Source organism: Burkholderia sp. BKH01 (genome assembly GCF_025685725.1).
In the GTDB taxonomy this organism is placed as follows: Bacteria; Pseudomonadota; Gammaproteobacteria; order Burkholderiales; family Burkholderiaceae; genus Burkholderia; species Burkholderia pyrrocinia_C.
This window is the reverse complement of record NZ_JAOTQT010000003.1, coordinates 281,486-296,917: the sequence shown is the minus strand read 5'-3', so window position 1 is coordinate 296,917 and position 15,432 is coordinate 281,486. Positions and strand designations below refer to the sequence as shown.

Genomic DNA, 15,432 nt, shown 5'->3' with positions numbered 1-15,432 from the left:
GCTCGACGAAAGAATACGCTCGACCGCATGGTGCGGAAACGCTCGGACAGAAGACGGGATTCGGAAAACGACGATGAAGGGATTGGAAAGGATCACGAAGGATCCGGTGAAGCAGGCGGGACATATTCAATGGTCCGGTTCGCGCCGGACCGGGCAACCCCGACCCGGCGCTCCGGGCAGCCGACCTCGCATCGGCAGCGCGGCGGACCTTCTTCTGTTGTTCACTACGTCTGCTCTCTCAGGCTCGCTTCATTTTTTTCTTCGCCGCGTCGCGCCATTATCCGCTCAAACCGGCCGGAGTGAAACGTTTGCGGTTGCACCGGACGCGTTATACCGGCCATTCGGAAACATTCTTTCTGAATGCTTACGATCCGCATGAGACGATTCGGCAATTCTTGCATTCGCGTCGGCGTTCCTTTTTAATGGAACTGGTTCCATTCGCTGATTCGTCCATGTTCCCGCGTGACGCGTCGTCGCGTGCGCGTCATCATGCCGATTCAGGATCGAGGATCGCTCAGCTCAGGATTCGCATCGCCCGTCCTTCCCGGACACCCCGTCAAACGAGACCGTCATGCCCGATTCCGCCTCCCTGCAGCAACTGTTTCCCGCCTATCAAGACATCCCCGCCGAATTCCGGCTAGCTTCGCCGATTCACCAGCGCGTGTCGCTCGTCGACGGCGAGTTGCGACCGTGGGACGGTGCAACCAAAACCGTGCTGTCACCCGTGTGCGTGCGGCAGGCGGACGGCAACGTCGAACAGGTCGAGATCGGCAGCTACCCGGTGATGGGCGAAACGGAGAGCGACGCGGCGCTCGACGCCGCGGTGCGCGCGTACGACTCGGGCCGCGGCGAGTGGCCGACGATGAAGGTCGAGCAGCGCATCGCGTGCATGCAGGACTTCATCAAGCGAATGGTCGCGCAGCGCGAGCTGGTCGTGAACCTGATCATGTGGGAGATCGGCAAGAGCCTCGCCGATTCGCAGAAGGAGTTCGACCGGACCGTCACGTACATGACGCAGACGATCGACGCGCTGAAGGAGCTCGACAACGCGAACTCGCGCTTCGTGATCGCGGAAGGCACGATCGGCCAGATCCGCCGCACGCCGCTCGGCGTCGTGCTGTGCATGGGCCCGTACAACTATCCGCTGAACGAGACCTTCGCGACGCTGATCCCCGCGCTGCTGATGGGCAACACCGTGGTGTTCAAGCCGCCGCAGTACGGCACGCTGCTGTTCGAGCCGCTGCTCGAAGCGTTCCGCGATGCGTTCCCGAAGGGCGTGATCAACACGATCTACGCACCGGGCGCGGTGGTCGTGCCGCACATGCTCGCGTCGGGCAAGATCAACGTGCTCGCGCTGATCGGGTCGAGCAAGGTGGCCGATCACCTGAAGAAGCAGCACCCGAAGTCGCACCGGCTGCGCGCGATCCTCGGCCTCGATGCGAAGAACGCGGCGATCGTGCTGCCCGACGCCGATCTCGACCTCACCGTGAAGGAATGCCTGCTCGGCGCGCTGTCGTTCAACGGCCAGCGCTGCACCGCGCTGAAGATGCTGCTCGTGCACCGCTCGATCGTCGACGAATTCCTGAAGCGCTTCACCGCCGCGCTCGAACAGCTGAAGATCGGCATGCCGTGGGAGAAAGGCGTCAGCATCACGCCGCTGCCCGGCATGCATCGCACGGCCTACATGACGGATGCGATCGACGACGCGAACGCCAAGGGCGCGCAGGTCGTCAACCACTCGGGCGGCGAATTCAGCAAGACGCTGTTCTATCCGGCCGTCGTGTATCCGGTGTCCGAAGGGATGAAGCTGTACCGCGAGGAACAGTTCGGGCCGATCATTCCGGTCGCGCCGTTCGACGACGTCGACACCGCGCTCGACTACGTGACGACGTCGGATCACGGCCAGCAGGTCAGCATCTTCGGTTCCGATCCGGTGCAGATCGGCGCGCTCGTCGATCCGCTCGTGAACCAGGTGTGTCGCGTGAACATCAACTGCCAGTGCCAGCGTGGGCCCGACGTGTTCCCGTTCGCGGGCCGCAAGGATTCGGCCGAAGGCACGCTGTCGGTGAGCGATGCGCTGCGCGCGTTCTCGATCCGCTCGATGGTCGCCGCGAAGCAGACCGACGGCAGCAAGCAGTTGCTCGACTCGATCGTGTCGGATCACACGTCGAAGTTCATCAATACGGGCTTCATTTTCTGAAGCCATCGTGAAGCGGGAACCTTCCGCCGCGCATCGATGCGGCGGAGGGTTTCAGCGAACAACGCGCTGTTTGTCATACGTTCGACGCCAGCAGCCTGATCCCCGCCACGCCGAACACGACGGCAAGACACGCTTCCATCGCGCGACGGCCGCGCACGTATAGCCGGCGCGCGCCGTCCATCGAGAACACGAGCGCATAGCCGCCGAACACCAGGCACCCGATCACGACACAGCCCGGCACGACCGCGCCGTGCGACGCGCCCGCGCCGTTCGACGACAGCGCGACGATCGACACCCACACGAGAATGGCTTTCGGATTGGTCAGGTGCAGCATCGCGCCGCGCGCGTAGAAGCGCGACAGCCGCTGCTCGCCCGCCGCGTTCGGCGATGCCGCCGCCGTGCCCGACAGTGCCGTACGCCCCGACTTGAACGCGAGCCACATCAGGTACAGCCCGCCGAAGATCTTGATCGCGACCAGCAGCTTCGACCACGCGAGCAACGCGGCCGACACGCCGAGCGCCGCCACCGTCGCCCAGAACATCGACCCCGAAATGACGCCGAGCGCGAATGCCAGCGCCGCCTTGCGGCCCTGGTTCGCGGCGACCGACATGATCGCCAGATTGCTCGGCCCCGGGCTGGCCGTACCGATGAAATAGGCCGTATAGGCCAGCAGCAGGTTGGCCGAGAAGAAGGCGTGGACGCTCATGTCGAATCTCGCAGGGGTAATGCGGAGATTGTTGGCAAACGCGCGCCGTCTGCCCATGGACAATTGCGCGGCGAATCGCTGGGCCAGTTCGATGGCCGGCTCATCGAAGCGCCGTTCGTAAAATCGTCTCGGTTCTGAAACACCCGGCGCATTCGCCGCCGGTTTCGCCGTGCAACCGAAGTCGCCTCGCAGCGACGTTTCCCGCCGGCGAACGCACGGCAGACGCGGGCGGAACCCACGAGCCTGCACGTTCCAACCGTTCGCCGGCGGAAACGTGCCGCGTTTTATCCCCGCGTTACGTTACATCCGTGAAGCATTTCGCGTCACCGAGCCGCGCCGTGCGCCCGGCTTCCACCGCGCCCCGCCTGTAGACACCATCCCCGGCCACCCGCGCAACCCAGTCCCGGCGGGACTCGCCGGCCGGCGCCGGATCGCCGCTCGACATTGCTCGACAATCGGATCGCGGCGCTGGTACGGAACCTGCATTCCGTTCCGGTAAAAGCCGCGCCGACGACCCGCGCGGACACAAATTCAACCTCGGGCGCATCCACGAATACGCCCGAACGATTCGCGCAAGCAACGAGGCCCCTCATGGATGCGCTGCCCAATTCGTCCGACACGGCGTTCCAGCTCTTTCTCGCGAAGGTGCTCGAACAGCCGCTGCCCGACTGGACCGAAAAACAGCAGATGGAACTCGAGATGGCACGCACGCTGTCGACCGAGATGGTTCACCTCGCCGAAGACATGCGCGGCCGCGCGCCCGATCTCGCGCGCTGCCTCGTGCTGCTCCGCTACGCGAAGGTGCTCGACTTCATGCTGACGTCGCTCGCCGCGCGCCGCGACATTCATCCGCAGACGCTGCGCACGCTGTTCCGGCTCGCGAACCTGAAGGTCGACGATGCGTATCCGGCGTGACGCGGCTTGACGACCCGGCTGCAGTAGAAAGCACCTCCCGATACGAGCGAATGCGCGCATCGATCGCCGCTGCGATCCCGAAGCCGAGCGACGCATGACGCGGTAACGCCGCGCACACGTGCGCTCGCTCGCCGACCTATCCCGCTCATCAGCGCCGCGGCCGGCCCCTCCGCGCCAACCGATGTACAATCGCGCGCCATGAACGCACTTCGCCGCTTCCTGCTCCGGCAAGGCGTCGCGCGACAGCTTCTGTGGGGTTTCCTGCTCGTGACGCTGCTGTCCCGCGCGCTGATGTCGGGCGCCGTGATGCTCGATCCGGACGGTCCGGATGCGGGCTCGGTGGTGCTGTGTTCGGGCCGCGGCCCGCTGATCGTCAGCGTCGCCGCGCTGGCCGCCCGCTTCGATGCCAGCGCGCCGATCACGCCGGCCAACGATGCGCTGGCGCTCGTCGATGCGCTCAAACACGACGCGCACGCCGACAAGGCGACGCCCTCCGGAAACGGCGACGGCCTATGCGCATTCGGTGCCGCGCTGTTCACGGCACTCGCGTCGGTCGTCCTGCTGGTGCTGTTGTTTCCCGCCGCCGCGCCGCGGCGCTTGCGCATTCCTCCCGACTTCCTTCCCGTCGTGCGGTCGATATTCGACGATCGCCCGCCCTCCCGCGCCCCTCCTCTGTTCTGCTGAACGTTCCGCCCAGCGGCTCGTGCACGTCGATGTGCATGGGCCTTCATGCCGTTCGTTTCACCACACCTGATTCAAGCGTTCACCCGACTGCCCGCGTCGCGCGGGCAACGCCGCCTTGCGCATCGCCTGCGCATCGGGCCGCGTTGCCCATTGCGTCGACGCCGGCATGCCGGTGTGCGGCGCGTTGACGGCAGCCGGCCCGCGCCGGCCTCGCCGATCGACGATCACGAGGAGCTGACACCATGTCGACCACCATCGAGCGGACGATCTCGCCCGCCCGTTCCGCAAGCGCCGGTTACCGGACGCTCTGGCGCTGGCATTTTTATGCCGGCCTGTTCGTAATGCCGTTTCTCGTGATCCTCGCGATCACGGGCACGCTTTATTGCTTCCAGCCGCAGATCGAGCCGCTGCTGTATCCGCACCGGCTGGTCGTCGAGCCGCGCGCCACGCCGAAGCTCGACCCGGACGCGCTGCTCGCCCGCGCACGTACCGCGATGCCGGCCGGCGCGACGCCGGTTTCCGTGCAGGTCTCCAGCGCGCCGGACCGCAGCGCCGAATATGTATTCCGGCTGCGCGACGGCAGCCGCGAGAGCGTGTACGTGAATCCGTACGACGGCAGTGTGCTCGGCACGCTGAGCGTCGAGCGCCGCTTCATGCAGGTCGACCGGATGCTGCATCGCAAGCTGCTGCTCGGCGAGACGGGCGAGTTGCTGATGGAGCTCGCCGCATGCTGGACGTTCGTGATGATCGGCACCGGCATCGCGCTGTGGTGGCCGCGTGGCGCGGCGCGCGTCGGGCGCGCGCTGCGGCCCGACCTGTCGCTGCGCGGCCGGCCGCTGTGGAAAAGCATTCACGCGACGGCGGGCATCTGGCTCGCGGCCGGCACCGTGGCGTTCATCCTGACGGGGCTGCCGTGGTCGGGCTCGTGGGGCAAGAACTTCAAGGCGCTCGCCGCGACCGTGAACCTCGGCGCGCCGGAGGGCGCATGGGGCGGCGCGCCGGTGCGTTCGACGCGCCCGGGCGTAGCGGCGGCCCCCGCGCACGCGCAGGCTGCTGCGGCTTCCGGCCATCATCACGAATCGGGCGACTCGATGCCGGGGATGGTGATGGACGACCTGCCGTTGCCGCAAACGCCGTGGGCGGTCGGCAACGTGCCCGTTCCGCATTCGCCGTCCGCGCCGACGCCGGCACCGCTGCCGCTGGCACGTGCGATCGCGATCGTCGCAGGGCTCGGCGTGACGAGCGGCTACACGCTCGCACTACCGTCGGGCGCGGACGGCGTGTTCACCGCGTCGTATTTCCCGGCCGACCCAAAGGCGGAGCGGACGATCTACATCGATCAGTACAGCGGCGCGGTGCTGAAGGACATCCGCTACGACGACTACGGCGCGGTGTCGCAAGCCGTGTCGTACGGCACGTCGCTGCACATGGGGCGTTACTTCGGACTCGCGAACCAGATCGTCTGCGCGGTGCTGTCGCTCGGGCTCGCTGCAATGGCCGTCACGGGCGCGGTGATGTGGTGGAAGCGCCGCCCGGCCGGCAAGCTGGGCGCGCCGTCGCGCGAACGCGGCACGCCGCCGATGCGCGGCTGGATCGCGGGGCTCGTGCTGCTCGGCATCGTATTCCCGCTGATGGGGATGACGATCGTCGCGGTCTGGTTGATCGATCGTCTGCTGTTCGGGCGTGCTGCGCGCGCGGCAGCGTGACCGCGAAGCGATTCCACCGATTCAAAGGATTCCGAACATGAAGTTCGGATTGATGCTGCCCGCCGCCGTTCTCGCGGCTTTTGCGCCGGCCGGGCAGGCACCGGAAAACGACGTCACGCACGCGGGCCCATCGCACGCCTCGCCATCCACTTCCGATAGCGCCGCGTCTGGCACTGCGCGGCCAGTTGCTGCCGGACCAGCGCGCGCAGCGGCGACACCTGCGGGTTCGTGCGGCGCCCTTCGCTGAGCCGCGTGAGCTGGAACTTGACGACCGCCATGTTGGCCAGCGCGCCCAGCGCCTTGTTCTTCCACCGGATCGGCTGCAGCACCGGCGCGCTGTCCTTGCCGGCCCGCCAGTCGCGCGGCAGGTTCGGATCGATCGACAGCGCGGTCGCGATGCCGACCATCGCCACGCCGCTTGCAACCACCTGCTCGGCGACCGCACGGCGCCGGATGCCGCCGGTGACCATCAGCGGCATCCGCGCGACGGCCGTAATGTCGCGCGCGAATTCGAGGAAATACGCTTCGCGCGCAAGCGTGCGCCCGTCGCGCGCCTCGCCCTGCATCGCCGGCACTTCATAGCTGCCGCCCGACAGTTCGACGAGATCGACGTCGAGCGGGTTCAGCAGCTCGACCACGCGCTTCGCATCGTCCGCGCTGAAGCCGCCGCGCTGGAAATCTGCCGAGTTCAGCTTGACCGCGACGACGAACGCGGGCGACACCGTCGCACGCACGGCCCGCACGATGTCGAGCAGCAGGCGCGCGCGATTTTCGATGCTGCCGCCCCACTGGTCCTGCCGGCGGTTCGTCAGCGGCGACAGGAACTGGCTCAGCAGGTAGCCATGCGCCGCGTGGATCTGCACACCGGTGAAACCGCTTTGCTCCGCGAGCTGCGCCGCGCGCACGAAACGCTGCTGCACATCGGCGATATCCGCTTGCGTCATTTCCTTCGGCACCGGGAACTGCTTCGACAGCGCGCCGAGCGCGAGCGGCACGGCCGACGGCGCGAGCGTCGTCTGGCCGAGCGCCGCCTGCATCTGGCGCCCCGGGTGGTTGATCTGCATCCACACGTGCGCGCCGCCCGAGCGCGCGATCTGCGCCCAGCGGCGGAAGCGGTCGAGATGCGCGTCGCTGTCGAGCACGACGCCGTTCGGCCCCGTCATCGCGCGGCCGTCCACCATCACGTTGCCGGTCAGGATCAGCCCGGCCTGGCCATCGGCCCAGGCCTGGTACAGGCGCAGCAACGCGTCGGACGGCGCGTGATCCGCATCGGCCATGTTCTCTTCCATCGCGGCCTTGGCCAGCCGGTTCGGGATCACCGCACCGTTGGGCAGTGTCAGGGGCGTAAACAAGTTCATGGAGCGCATCCTCGATTGACGATGCCCAACGATAACTTTAAAGTCAACTTTAAGGTCAAGCCCCTTTGGAGCACCCCATGAAAATCGGCGAACTGGCGCGGGCCAGCGGCCTCGCGGCGTCGCGCATCCGCTTCTACGAAGCGAGCGGCCTGCTCGAACCGGCGCGCCGACAGGCGAACGGCTATCGGGAATACGGGCCGGAAGCGCTGACGCGCCTCGCGATCATCGACCGTGCGCAGCGCGCGGGCTTCGCGCTCGACGAAATCCGCGCGGTGCTGCCGCCCGATCTCGGCGCGTGGCCGCGCGACGAACTGCTGGTCGCGCTGCGGCACAAGGTCGACGAAATCGCGCTGCTCGAACAGCGTCTCGCGCAGAACCGGCGCCATCTGGAGACGCTGATCGACGAGATCGAGAACAAGCCGGCGGGCGAGGATTGCGCGGGCGCCGCACAACGCATGCTCGACCGGCTGTGCGAGCAGGACGACGAACCGCCGGCGCCGGCACCCGTCGCACGGCCGACGCGCAAGCGCGCGTGACCGATTGCACTGCGTCACCTGACGATCCGTCAACCCGCGCTGCGGCGAGACGAGACGACGCATGCGCGCCGGCTTCCGCACCGCGACCTCCTGACCTTATCTGCATGACGATCCCCCACTTCAGAGGATTCCTCATCGCCACGCTGCTGACATCCGGCATCGGCAATGCATGCGCCACGCAGTGCGGCGACACGCCGCCGTCGCTCTGACGGCAATGGGCTCGCGCGCATGAAAGCCGTCGCACCACGCGAGCGGTGTGCAGGTCGGCACGCTTGCGCGCGGCTGTGCGGATTCGCTTACGTCGCAGGTAATCGACGCGCGCCGCCCGCGCCGCGATCATGGCTCCATCGACCGACGAACCGCGTGACGCCGAGGAGCCCGCCATGACCGCCTATGCCATCGTCCACCTGCACGACGTCGACATGTGCGACGACATCGTCGAATACCTCGAACGCATCGACGGCACGCTCGCGCCGTTCGACGGCCGTTTCGTCATTCACGGCGCACGGCCGGAGGTACGCGAAGGCGTGTGGCGCGGCGACCTGATCGCGATCGCATTCCCGGACCTCGACACGGCGCGCGCATGGTACGAGTCGGATGCGTACCGGCAGATCCAGCCGCTGCGCGCACGGCACGCGAGCGGCCCGCTGATCCTGATCGACGGCGTCGATGAACGACACAAGGCGACCGACATCCTGCGCTGAATCGCGACGCCTGCGACGCTTACGAAGCCTTCCGCTCCATCGGCTCGCCGACGACGAAGCCGCCGCCCTGGAACCGCTGCGCGGGATCGTCGTAGTCGGCGGTCGGCGCCGCGACGGGGAACAGCTCCGCGAACTGCTCGGAGCTGTCCCGCGGACGGAAGCCGAGGAAACCGGCCTTCGTGTTGTCCCACCACTTCACCGGGTTGTCCGACGCACCGTAGACGATCGCGTGCCCGACGCGGTTCGTCAGCAGCGCGCAGCGCACGAGCTCGATGAAGTCGCGATAGCTGAGGAACGTCACCAGCATGCGCGGGTTCTTCGGCACCTCGAACGACGAGCCGATGCGCAGGCACACCGTCTCGATCCCGAAGCGGTCGAAGTAGTAGCGCGACAGCGATTCGCCGAAGCACTTCGTCACGCCGTACAGGCTGTCGGGGCGTAGCGGCGAATCGGCGTCGAGCACTTCGGTGACCGGATGGAAACCGATCGCATGGTTCGAGCTCGCGAACACGACGCGCTTCACGCCGTGCTTGCGCGCGGCTTCGTACAGGTTGTACGTGCCGGTGATGTTCGCGCCGACGAGATCGTCGAACGGCGCATCGACCGAAATACCGCCGAGATGGACGATCGCGTCCACGCCGTCGACGAGCTGCATCACCGCCGGCCGGTCGGCCAGATCGACGACACGGGTTTCTTCATGCGCGGCCGCGTCGCCGAGCGCCGCGATGTCGCTGACGCGCACGACGTCGGCCCAGTCCGCAAGTGCGCCGCGCAACTGGCGGCCGAGGTTGCCGGCCGCGCCCGTCAGCAACAGGCGCCCGAACGGTTTGCGCGCGCCGGTGGATGAGGCGTTCATCGAATCTCCTTCTCCTTGAATCTGACCTGGACTCCGATCCGGTTTTTACCCCGAATCGGAAAACGTTTTCCAACTATACGCGGGACCGCAACCGAACGTCAATGGCCGAACCTGTTCGCAGCCATCCGCACTTTCCCGATATCGGCGCGTGGCCGCGTGCCGGCTTTTCTGCCACAATCCGGCGTTATCGAACGAAAACGTTACCCTTCCGATGAAAAAAGTTTCCCCGACGATCCGCGACGTTGCCGCGGAAGCCGGCGTGTCGGTCGCGACGGTATCGAAATACGTGAACGGCACGCAGCGCTTCTCGCCGGCGGTCGAAGCGCGGCTCAAGGAGGCGATCGAGCGGCTCGGCTACCGTTCGAACCCGCTCGCGCGTTCGATGATCACCGGGCGCACGCGCACGATCGGCCTCGTGATCCTCGACATCAGCAACCCGCACTTCACGAACGTGGTCAAGGGCGCGAACCGCATCGCGCTGCAGCACGACTACACGCTGCTGCTCGTCGATACCGAAGAGAACCAGGCACGCGAACGCTCGCTGATCGAGGCGCTCGCGCAGCGCGTCGACGGGCTGATCGTCAGCACGCGGATGCCCGACGACGAAGCCGGCTGGATGCTCGACCTCAACAAGCCGCTCGTGCTGCTGCGCCGCAGCCCCGGCCTGCCGATCCCGAGCGTCGGCATCGACAACCGGCTGTCGACCTACATGCTCGCGCGCCACCTGCTCAATCTCGGGCACACGCGCATCGCGTATCTCGGCTTCGGCACCGCACGCGTGAACGACGAACGGATCCAGGGCGCGCGCGACTGCCTCGCCGAAGTGGGGCTCACGCTCGACGTGCACGACGCGCACGCGCCGACGGCCGAAGCCGGCGAACGCGCGTGCTCGCGCGTGATGCTCGGGCCGCAGCGCCCGCAGGCCGTGATCTGCTACAACGACCTGATCGCGCTCGGCTTCATGAAGGAAGCCGCGTCGCTCGGCTTCCGGCTGCCGCAGGATGTATCGGTCGCAGGCATCGACAACGTGCCGTACGGCGAATACGCGGCGCCCGCGCTGACCACCGTCGACATCCAGAGCGAGAACATGGGCGAGCTCGCGATGCAGAAGCTGATCGACGCGCTCGCGGGGCGCACCGATGCGAGTTATTCGACGTTCGAGCCGAGGCTGATCATGCGCGCGTCGACCGCAGCGGCCGGTTGAGTCGCCTGCTGCGCGCCTCAAAACGAAAACGCGCCGCCCATGGCGGCGCGTTCGTTTTCCGAACTACGATCAAGCGTCGAGTTTCGCCGGCTTCATCTTCGGCGTGAGCACATGCATCACGGCCAACGCGATCAGGTAGGCCGACGCGCCGATCGCGAACAGCACCCAGTAGTGGCCCGTGCGCTGCAGCACCTGGCCGATCACTTCCGAGAACAGCACGCCGCCGATCGACCCGGCCATCCCGCCGATGCCGACCACCGACGCGACCGCGCGGCGCGGGAACAGGTCGGAGGCCGTCGTGAACAGGTTCGCCGACCAGCCCTGGTGCGCGGCGGCGGCGAGACCGACGATCAGTACTGCGATCCACAGGCTCTGCACCTGCGACACGAACGCGATCGGCAGCACGCAGCACGCGCAGATCAGCATCGCCGTCTTGCGTGCGCGGTTCACGCTCCAGCCCGCGCGCAGCAGCATCGACGACAGCCAGCCGCCGCCGATGCTGCCGACCGTCGTCAGCGCGTAGATGCAGACGAGCGGCAGGCCGATGTGCTGCATGTCCATCCCGCGCGACTCGTTGAGCCACTTCGGCAGCCAGAACAGGTAGAACCACCACACCGGGTCGGTCAGGAACTTGCCGATCAGGAACGCCCACGTCTCGCGCTTGCGGATCAGTTCGCCCCAGCGCGGCGCACCGGCGTTCGCGTTCGCCGCATCCATCGCTTCGGCTTCGTCGCGCGGCTCGTCGTATTCCGCGGCGAGCGCGCGCGTGTCGGCCTGCCGATAGAGCACGAGCCACACCGCGAGCCACACGATGCCGATCGCGCCGATGATCACGAACGCCGCGCGCCAGCCGTAGGCCACCGCGATCGCCGGGATGATCGCCGGCGCGAACACCGCGCCGATGTTCGCGCCCGAGTTGAAGATGCCGGTGGCGAGTGCCCGTTCGCGGCGCGGGAACCATTCGGCCGTCGTCTTGATCGCGGCCGGGAAGTTGCCGCCCTCGCCGATCCCGAGCAGCGCACGCACGAATGCGAAGCCCATTACCGAGCCGACCGCCGCATGCAGCATCGCGGCAATGCTCCATACCAGCATCGCCACCGCATACGACACGCGCGTGCCGAGCCAGTCGACGATGCGCCCGAAACCGAGCAGCCCGAGCGCATAGAACGCGGAAAACGCCATCACGATGCGGCCGTACTGCACCTGGCTCCAGCCGATGTCGTGCTGGAGCATCGGCGCGAGCAGGCCGAGGATCTGCCGATCCATGTAGTTGATGACGGTCGCGAAAAACAGCAGCGCACAGACGGTCCAGCGGTAGCGGCTGGCGACGGCGCGCACCGTGCCGACGACGGCAGATTGCATGAATGTCTCCGATGCGCGGCCGCGCCCGTCGCGCCGCACGCTATTCGTTGACCGGCGAACGGCGCCGGGGCGGGCGGCCGCATTGCGCTATCGCGCACGGCCGATCGCCAATCCTTGTGGAAAACGTTTTTCAAAGGATAGGACGTCGGTCGGCACCCTGTCAGTCGGGGATTTCGATGAGTCATCTCAAATTAGTCGCGGCAAAAGAGACGACTGTTTCGAAGAGTGGCATTAACCGTTTTTCCCGGATTTTCCAACGCGCGAATCGGGGCACGGCCGCCGAGACACATGTCCGATTCCAGCCAGAATCGATGGCGCGGATGGTTTACAGTCGTTTCATGCGCCTCGATCCCGACACCTGCTACGACGCCCTGCTTTCGCGGAACCGCCGCTTCGACGGCTGGTTCTTCGTCGGCGTCGCGACGACGGGCGTGTATTGCCGCCCCGTCTGCCCGGTGAAGCCGCCGAAAGCGCAGAACTGCAGCTATTACCCGACCGCCGCTGCCGCCGAAAAAGCCGGCTTCCGGCCGTGCATGCGCTGCCGCCCCGAGCTCGCGCCCGGTCACGGCCTGCTCGACCTGTCCGGCAATCTCGCCGACGCGGCCGCCACGCTGATCGAAGACGGTTTCCTGAACGCGCACTCCGTCGACGTGCTCGCGCAGCGCGTCGGCGTGACCGAACGCCACCTGCGCCGGATCTTCGCCGCGCAGTTCGGCGTATCGCCGGTCGAGTTCGCGCAGACGCACCGGCTGCTGATGGCCAAGCGGCTGCTGACCGACACCGCGCTGCCGGTGGCCATCGTCGCATCGACGGCCGGGTTCGGCAGCGTGCGGCGCTTCAACGACCTGTTCCGGCAGCGCTACGGCCTCAATCCGCTGCGGCTTCGCAAAGGGGCCGGCGCGTCCGCCGATGGCGACATGACGTTCCCGCTGCCGTACCGGCCGCCGTTCGCGTGGGCCGACCTGATGCGCTTTCTCGCGCAGCGGCAGATCGATGGTGTCGAGCGGATCGATGCGCAGGGTTATGCGCGTGTCGTCGAATTGCCGAATCGAAACGAAGGTGGCCGCCTAACCGGGTGGTTATCCGTCGCGCACGTGCCGCAGCGCTTCGCGCTGGCCGTCACCGTGTCGCCCGCGCTGACACCGGTCGTGCCGGCCGTGCTCGCGCGCGTGCGGCGGCTGTTCGATCTCGACAGCCGCCCCGACGTGATCGACGCGCATCTCGGCGCACTCGCGGATGGCTCGCCCGGCCTGCGCGTGCCCGGCGCGTTCGACGGCCTCGAAATCGCCCTTCGCGCGATCGCGGGCGAACGGCTCGCGGCAGCGCATGCGGGTGCGGTGCTCGCGCGCATCGCCGAACGCTTCGGCACATCGCTGGAAGGCGCGCCGCCGGGGCTGACGCATGCACTGCCTTCCGCGGCGACGCTGGCCGCCCTGCCACCGGCGGCGCTTGAAGCGCTCGGCCTTACGCGCGAAACGGCACAGGCGATCGTGTCGCTCGCACGCGCGGTCGCAGACGGCATGCTCGCACTCGAACCGATGGCGCCGCTCGACACGACGCTCGCCGTGCTGCGCGAGATGGCCGGCTTCGACGAACGCGCGGTGCAGTACGTCGCGATGCGTGCGATGGCCTGGCCGAATGCATTCCCGGCCGACCATGCGTTGCTGCCCGCACGCACCGAACGCGTCGAACATATCGAACATATCGAACACATCGAACGCTCGCGCATGCCATCATCCGCGCCGCATGCCGCGCGCTGGGCGCCGTGGCGCGCGTATGCCGCATTGCATGTGTGGCGCCTTCAAGGAGACGTATTGCGATGACTCCCGCTCACCTGATTCCGAGCCCGCTGGGCGACATCGCCGTGCGCATCGAAGACGATGCGCTGACGGGCCTGTTCTTCGTCGGCCAGAAATACTTCCCGTCGCTTTCGATCGCGCAGGAAGCAAACGCGCTCGTCACTTCGCCGATCGCGCGCAAGGTCGCGGAAGAAATCGCGGAATACTTCACCGGCACGCGCGAAACGTTCTCGGTGCCGATCCACCTGCGCGGTACGACGTTTCAGCGGCGCGTGTGGAAGGAACTGCTCGCGATTCCGTTCGGCGAGCTCGTGTCGTACGGCGACATCACCGAACGCGTCGGGCTGCCGATGAGCGCCGCGCGCGCCGTGGGCGGCGCGGTCGGCCGGAACCCGGTGTCGATCATGGTGCCGTGCCATCGCGTGGTCGGCGCGTCGGGCAGCCTGACCGGTTATGCGGGCGGCATCGACCGCAAGCGCGCGCTGCTGTCGCTAGAAGGTGCCGGGTTCGAGCGCGGTGCGCATCATCCGGTGCAGACAGCACTCGCGTTCTGAGTGACGGCGCACGGCACGCGTAGCCGCGTCACGCGCTCAATACCGGCCGGCGCGCTTCACGCTTCGCATACGCACCGGGCGTCACGCGGAATTTCGCCTGGAACAGCGCGATGAACGACGACGTCGAGTCGTAACCCAGTTGCGCGGCCACCGCGCCGATCGGCTCGCCGGCATCGAGCAGCGGCAGCGACGCGAGCAGCCGCACGGCCTGCCGCCATTCGGTGAACGACAGCCCCGTGTCCTGCCGGAACAGCCGCGACAGCGTGCGCCGCGTCGCGCCGACTTGATACCCCCATTCGTCGAGACTGCGCGTATCGCCCGGATGCGCATGCAACGCGCGCGCGATTTTCAGCAGGCGCGGATCGCGCGGCAGCGGCACCGTCAGCGGCGCCGGCCGCATCCGCGCGATGCGGTCGGCGATCAGGCATACGAGCGCGCCGTCCGGTCCTGCTTCGTCGTAGTTCACCGGCAATTCGGCCGTGGCAATCACCAGCTCGCGCAGCAGCGGCGTCATGCAGAGGATCGTGCAATCGTCGTTCGCATCGCTGCGTGCGATCGCTTCGTCGAGATACAGGCTGTGGAACGCGACGCACTCGCGCGTCGTCACCGCATGCGGCACGTGCGGCGGAATCCACATCGCGTAGTGCGGCGGCAGCAGCTGCCGGCCCGACGGTGTCGACACCTCGAGCACGCCGCTCGTCGCATACATCAGCTGGGCCCACGGATGACTGTGCGCATCCACGCTCGCGTTGCCGGGAATCCCGAACGCGCGCACGTACAGCGGCCTCGGCAGGCGCGCCATCGGCGGCGCCGCGTAAGGGTCACCCGATTGTCCCGCCAGCAACATA

General features: G+C 67.3%; 13 protein-coding genes and 1 pseudogene. 9 read left to right on the top strand and 5 right to left on the bottom strand.

Going from position 1 to position 15,432, the window contains the following annotated elements; genetic code table 11:
• Positions 1-571 precede the first annotated feature (571 nt).
• Positions 572-2,200: an NADP-dependent glyceraldehyde-3-phosphate dehydrogenase gene (locus OEJ37_RS06970; protein ID WP_175917413.1), complete on the top strand. Its 1,629-nt coding sequence runs from the start codon at positions 572-574 to the stop codon at positions 2,198-2,200.
• Between the two features lie 73 nt (positions 2,201-2,273).
• Here the strand turns inward: OEJ37_RS06970 and OEJ37_RS06965 are convergent, their stop codons facing one another.
• Positions 2,274-2,906 (bottom strand): LysE family translocator, encoded by a 633-nt coding sequence (locus tag OEJ37_RS06965; RefSeq protein WP_175917412.1) that lies wholly within the window; start codon positions 2,904-2,906, stop codon positions 2,274-2,276.
• A gap of 591 nt (positions 2,907-3,497) precedes the next feature.
• On the opposite strand from OEJ37_RS06965, the gene OEJ37_RS06960 reads away from it, so the two are divergent.
• From OEJ37_RS06960 to OEJ37_RS06950, 3 genes are all read left to right on the top strand, one after another.
• Positions 3,498-3,821, top strand: a complete 324-nt coding sequence (locus OEJ37_RS06960; protein WP_152856748.1) for a DNA-binding protein — start codon at positions 3,498-3,500, stop codon at positions 3,819-3,821.
• 198 nt (positions 3,822-4,019) lie between these two features.
• Entirely contained in the window at positions 4,020-4,505 is a 486-nt protein-coding gene (locus OEJ37_RS06955) for a hypothetical protein (protein ID WP_175917411.1), read from the top strand.
• Positions 4,506-4,747: 242 nt separating this feature from the next.
• On the top strand, positions 4,748-6,211 hold the full coding sequence (locus OEJ37_RS06950) for a PepSY-associated TM helix domain-containing protein (RefSeq protein WP_263343688.1): 1,464 nt from the start codon (positions 4,748-4,750) through the stop codon (positions 6,209-6,211).
• A 113-nt stretch (positions 6,212-6,324) separates the two neighbouring features.
• Here the strand turns inward: OEJ37_RS06950 and OEJ37_RS06945 are convergent, their stop codons facing one another.
• Positions 6,325-7,569 carry an NADH:flavin oxidoreductase/NADH oxidase family protein gene (locus OEJ37_RS06945; protein WP_175917409.1) on the bottom strand — a complete coding sequence of 415 codons (1,245 nt, stop codon included), beginning with the start codon at positions 7,567-7,569 and terminating at the stop codon, positions 6,325-6,327.
• 77 nt (positions 7,570-7,646) lie between these two features.
• Between OEJ37_RS06945 and OEJ37_RS06940 the strand changes: the two genes are divergently transcribed.
• The gene (locus tag OEJ37_RS06940) at positions 7,647-8,105 is read left to right on the top strand and encodes a MerR family transcriptional regulator (protein ID WP_174416640.1); all 459 of its coding nucleotides are present in this window, start codon (positions 7,647-7,649) and stop codon (positions 8,103-8,105) included.
• A 383-nt stretch (positions 8,106-8,488) separates the two neighbouring features.
• A complete protein-coding gene (locus OEJ37_RS06935) occupies positions 8,489-8,809 on the top strand; it encodes a DUF1330 domain-containing protein (RefSeq protein WP_175917408.1) in 321 nt (106 codons plus the stop codon).
• Between the two features lie 19 nt (positions 8,810-8,828).
• On the opposite strand, the gene OEJ37_RS06930 is transcribed toward OEJ37_RS06935, so the two are convergent.
• Positions 8,829-9,665 carry an NAD-dependent epimerase/dehydratase family protein gene (locus tag OEJ37_RS06930; protein WP_175917407.1) on the bottom strand — a complete coding sequence of 279 codons (837 nt, stop codon included), beginning with the start codon at positions 9,663-9,665 and terminating at the stop codon, positions 8,829-8,831.
• Between the two features lie 101 nt (positions 9,666-9,766).
• Here OEJ37_RS06930 and OEJ37_RS06925 point away from each other — a divergent pair.
• Positions 9,767-10,869 (top strand): annotated as a pseudogene (locus tag OEJ37_RS06925) (LacI family DNA-binding transcriptional regulator).
• A gap of 69 nt (positions 10,870-10,938) precedes the next feature.
• Here OEJ37_RS06925 and OEJ37_RS06920 read toward each other — a convergent pair.
• Positions 10,939-12,231 carry an MFS transporter gene (locus OEJ37_RS06920; RefSeq protein WP_175943757.1) on the bottom strand — a complete coding sequence of 431 codons (1,293 nt, stop codon included), beginning with the start codon at positions 12,229-12,231 and terminating at the stop codon, positions 10,939-10,941.
• Between the two features lie 320 nt (positions 12,232-12,551).
• Here OEJ37_RS06920 and OEJ37_RS06915 point away from each other — a divergent pair, with 320 nt between their 5' ends.
• Together OEJ37_RS06915 and OEJ37_RS06910 are read left to right on the top strand one after the other, a co-directional pair.
• A complete protein-coding gene (locus tag OEJ37_RS06915) occupies positions 12,552-14,054 on the top strand; it encodes a DNA-3-methyladenine glycosylase 2 family protein (protein ID WP_263343682.1) in 1,503 nt (500 codons plus the stop codon).
• Complete coding sequence (locus OEJ37_RS06910) at positions 14,051-14,584, top strand: methylated-DNA--[protein]-cysteine S-methyltransferase (RefSeq protein WP_175917403.1); 534 nt, start codon at positions 14,051-14,053, stop codon at positions 14,582-14,584. The genes OEJ37_RS06915 and OEJ37_RS06910 overlap by 4 nt, the downstream gene beginning before the upstream one ends.
• Before the next feature lie 28 nt (positions 14,585-14,612).
• Here the strand turns inward: OEJ37_RS06910 and OEJ37_RS06905 are convergent, their stop codons facing one another.
• Entirely contained in the window at positions 14,613-15,431 is an 819-nt protein-coding gene (locus tag OEJ37_RS06905) for an AraC family transcriptional regulator (RefSeq protein WP_263343680.1), read from the bottom strand.
• Between the last annotated feature and the right edge of the window lies 1 nt (position 15,432).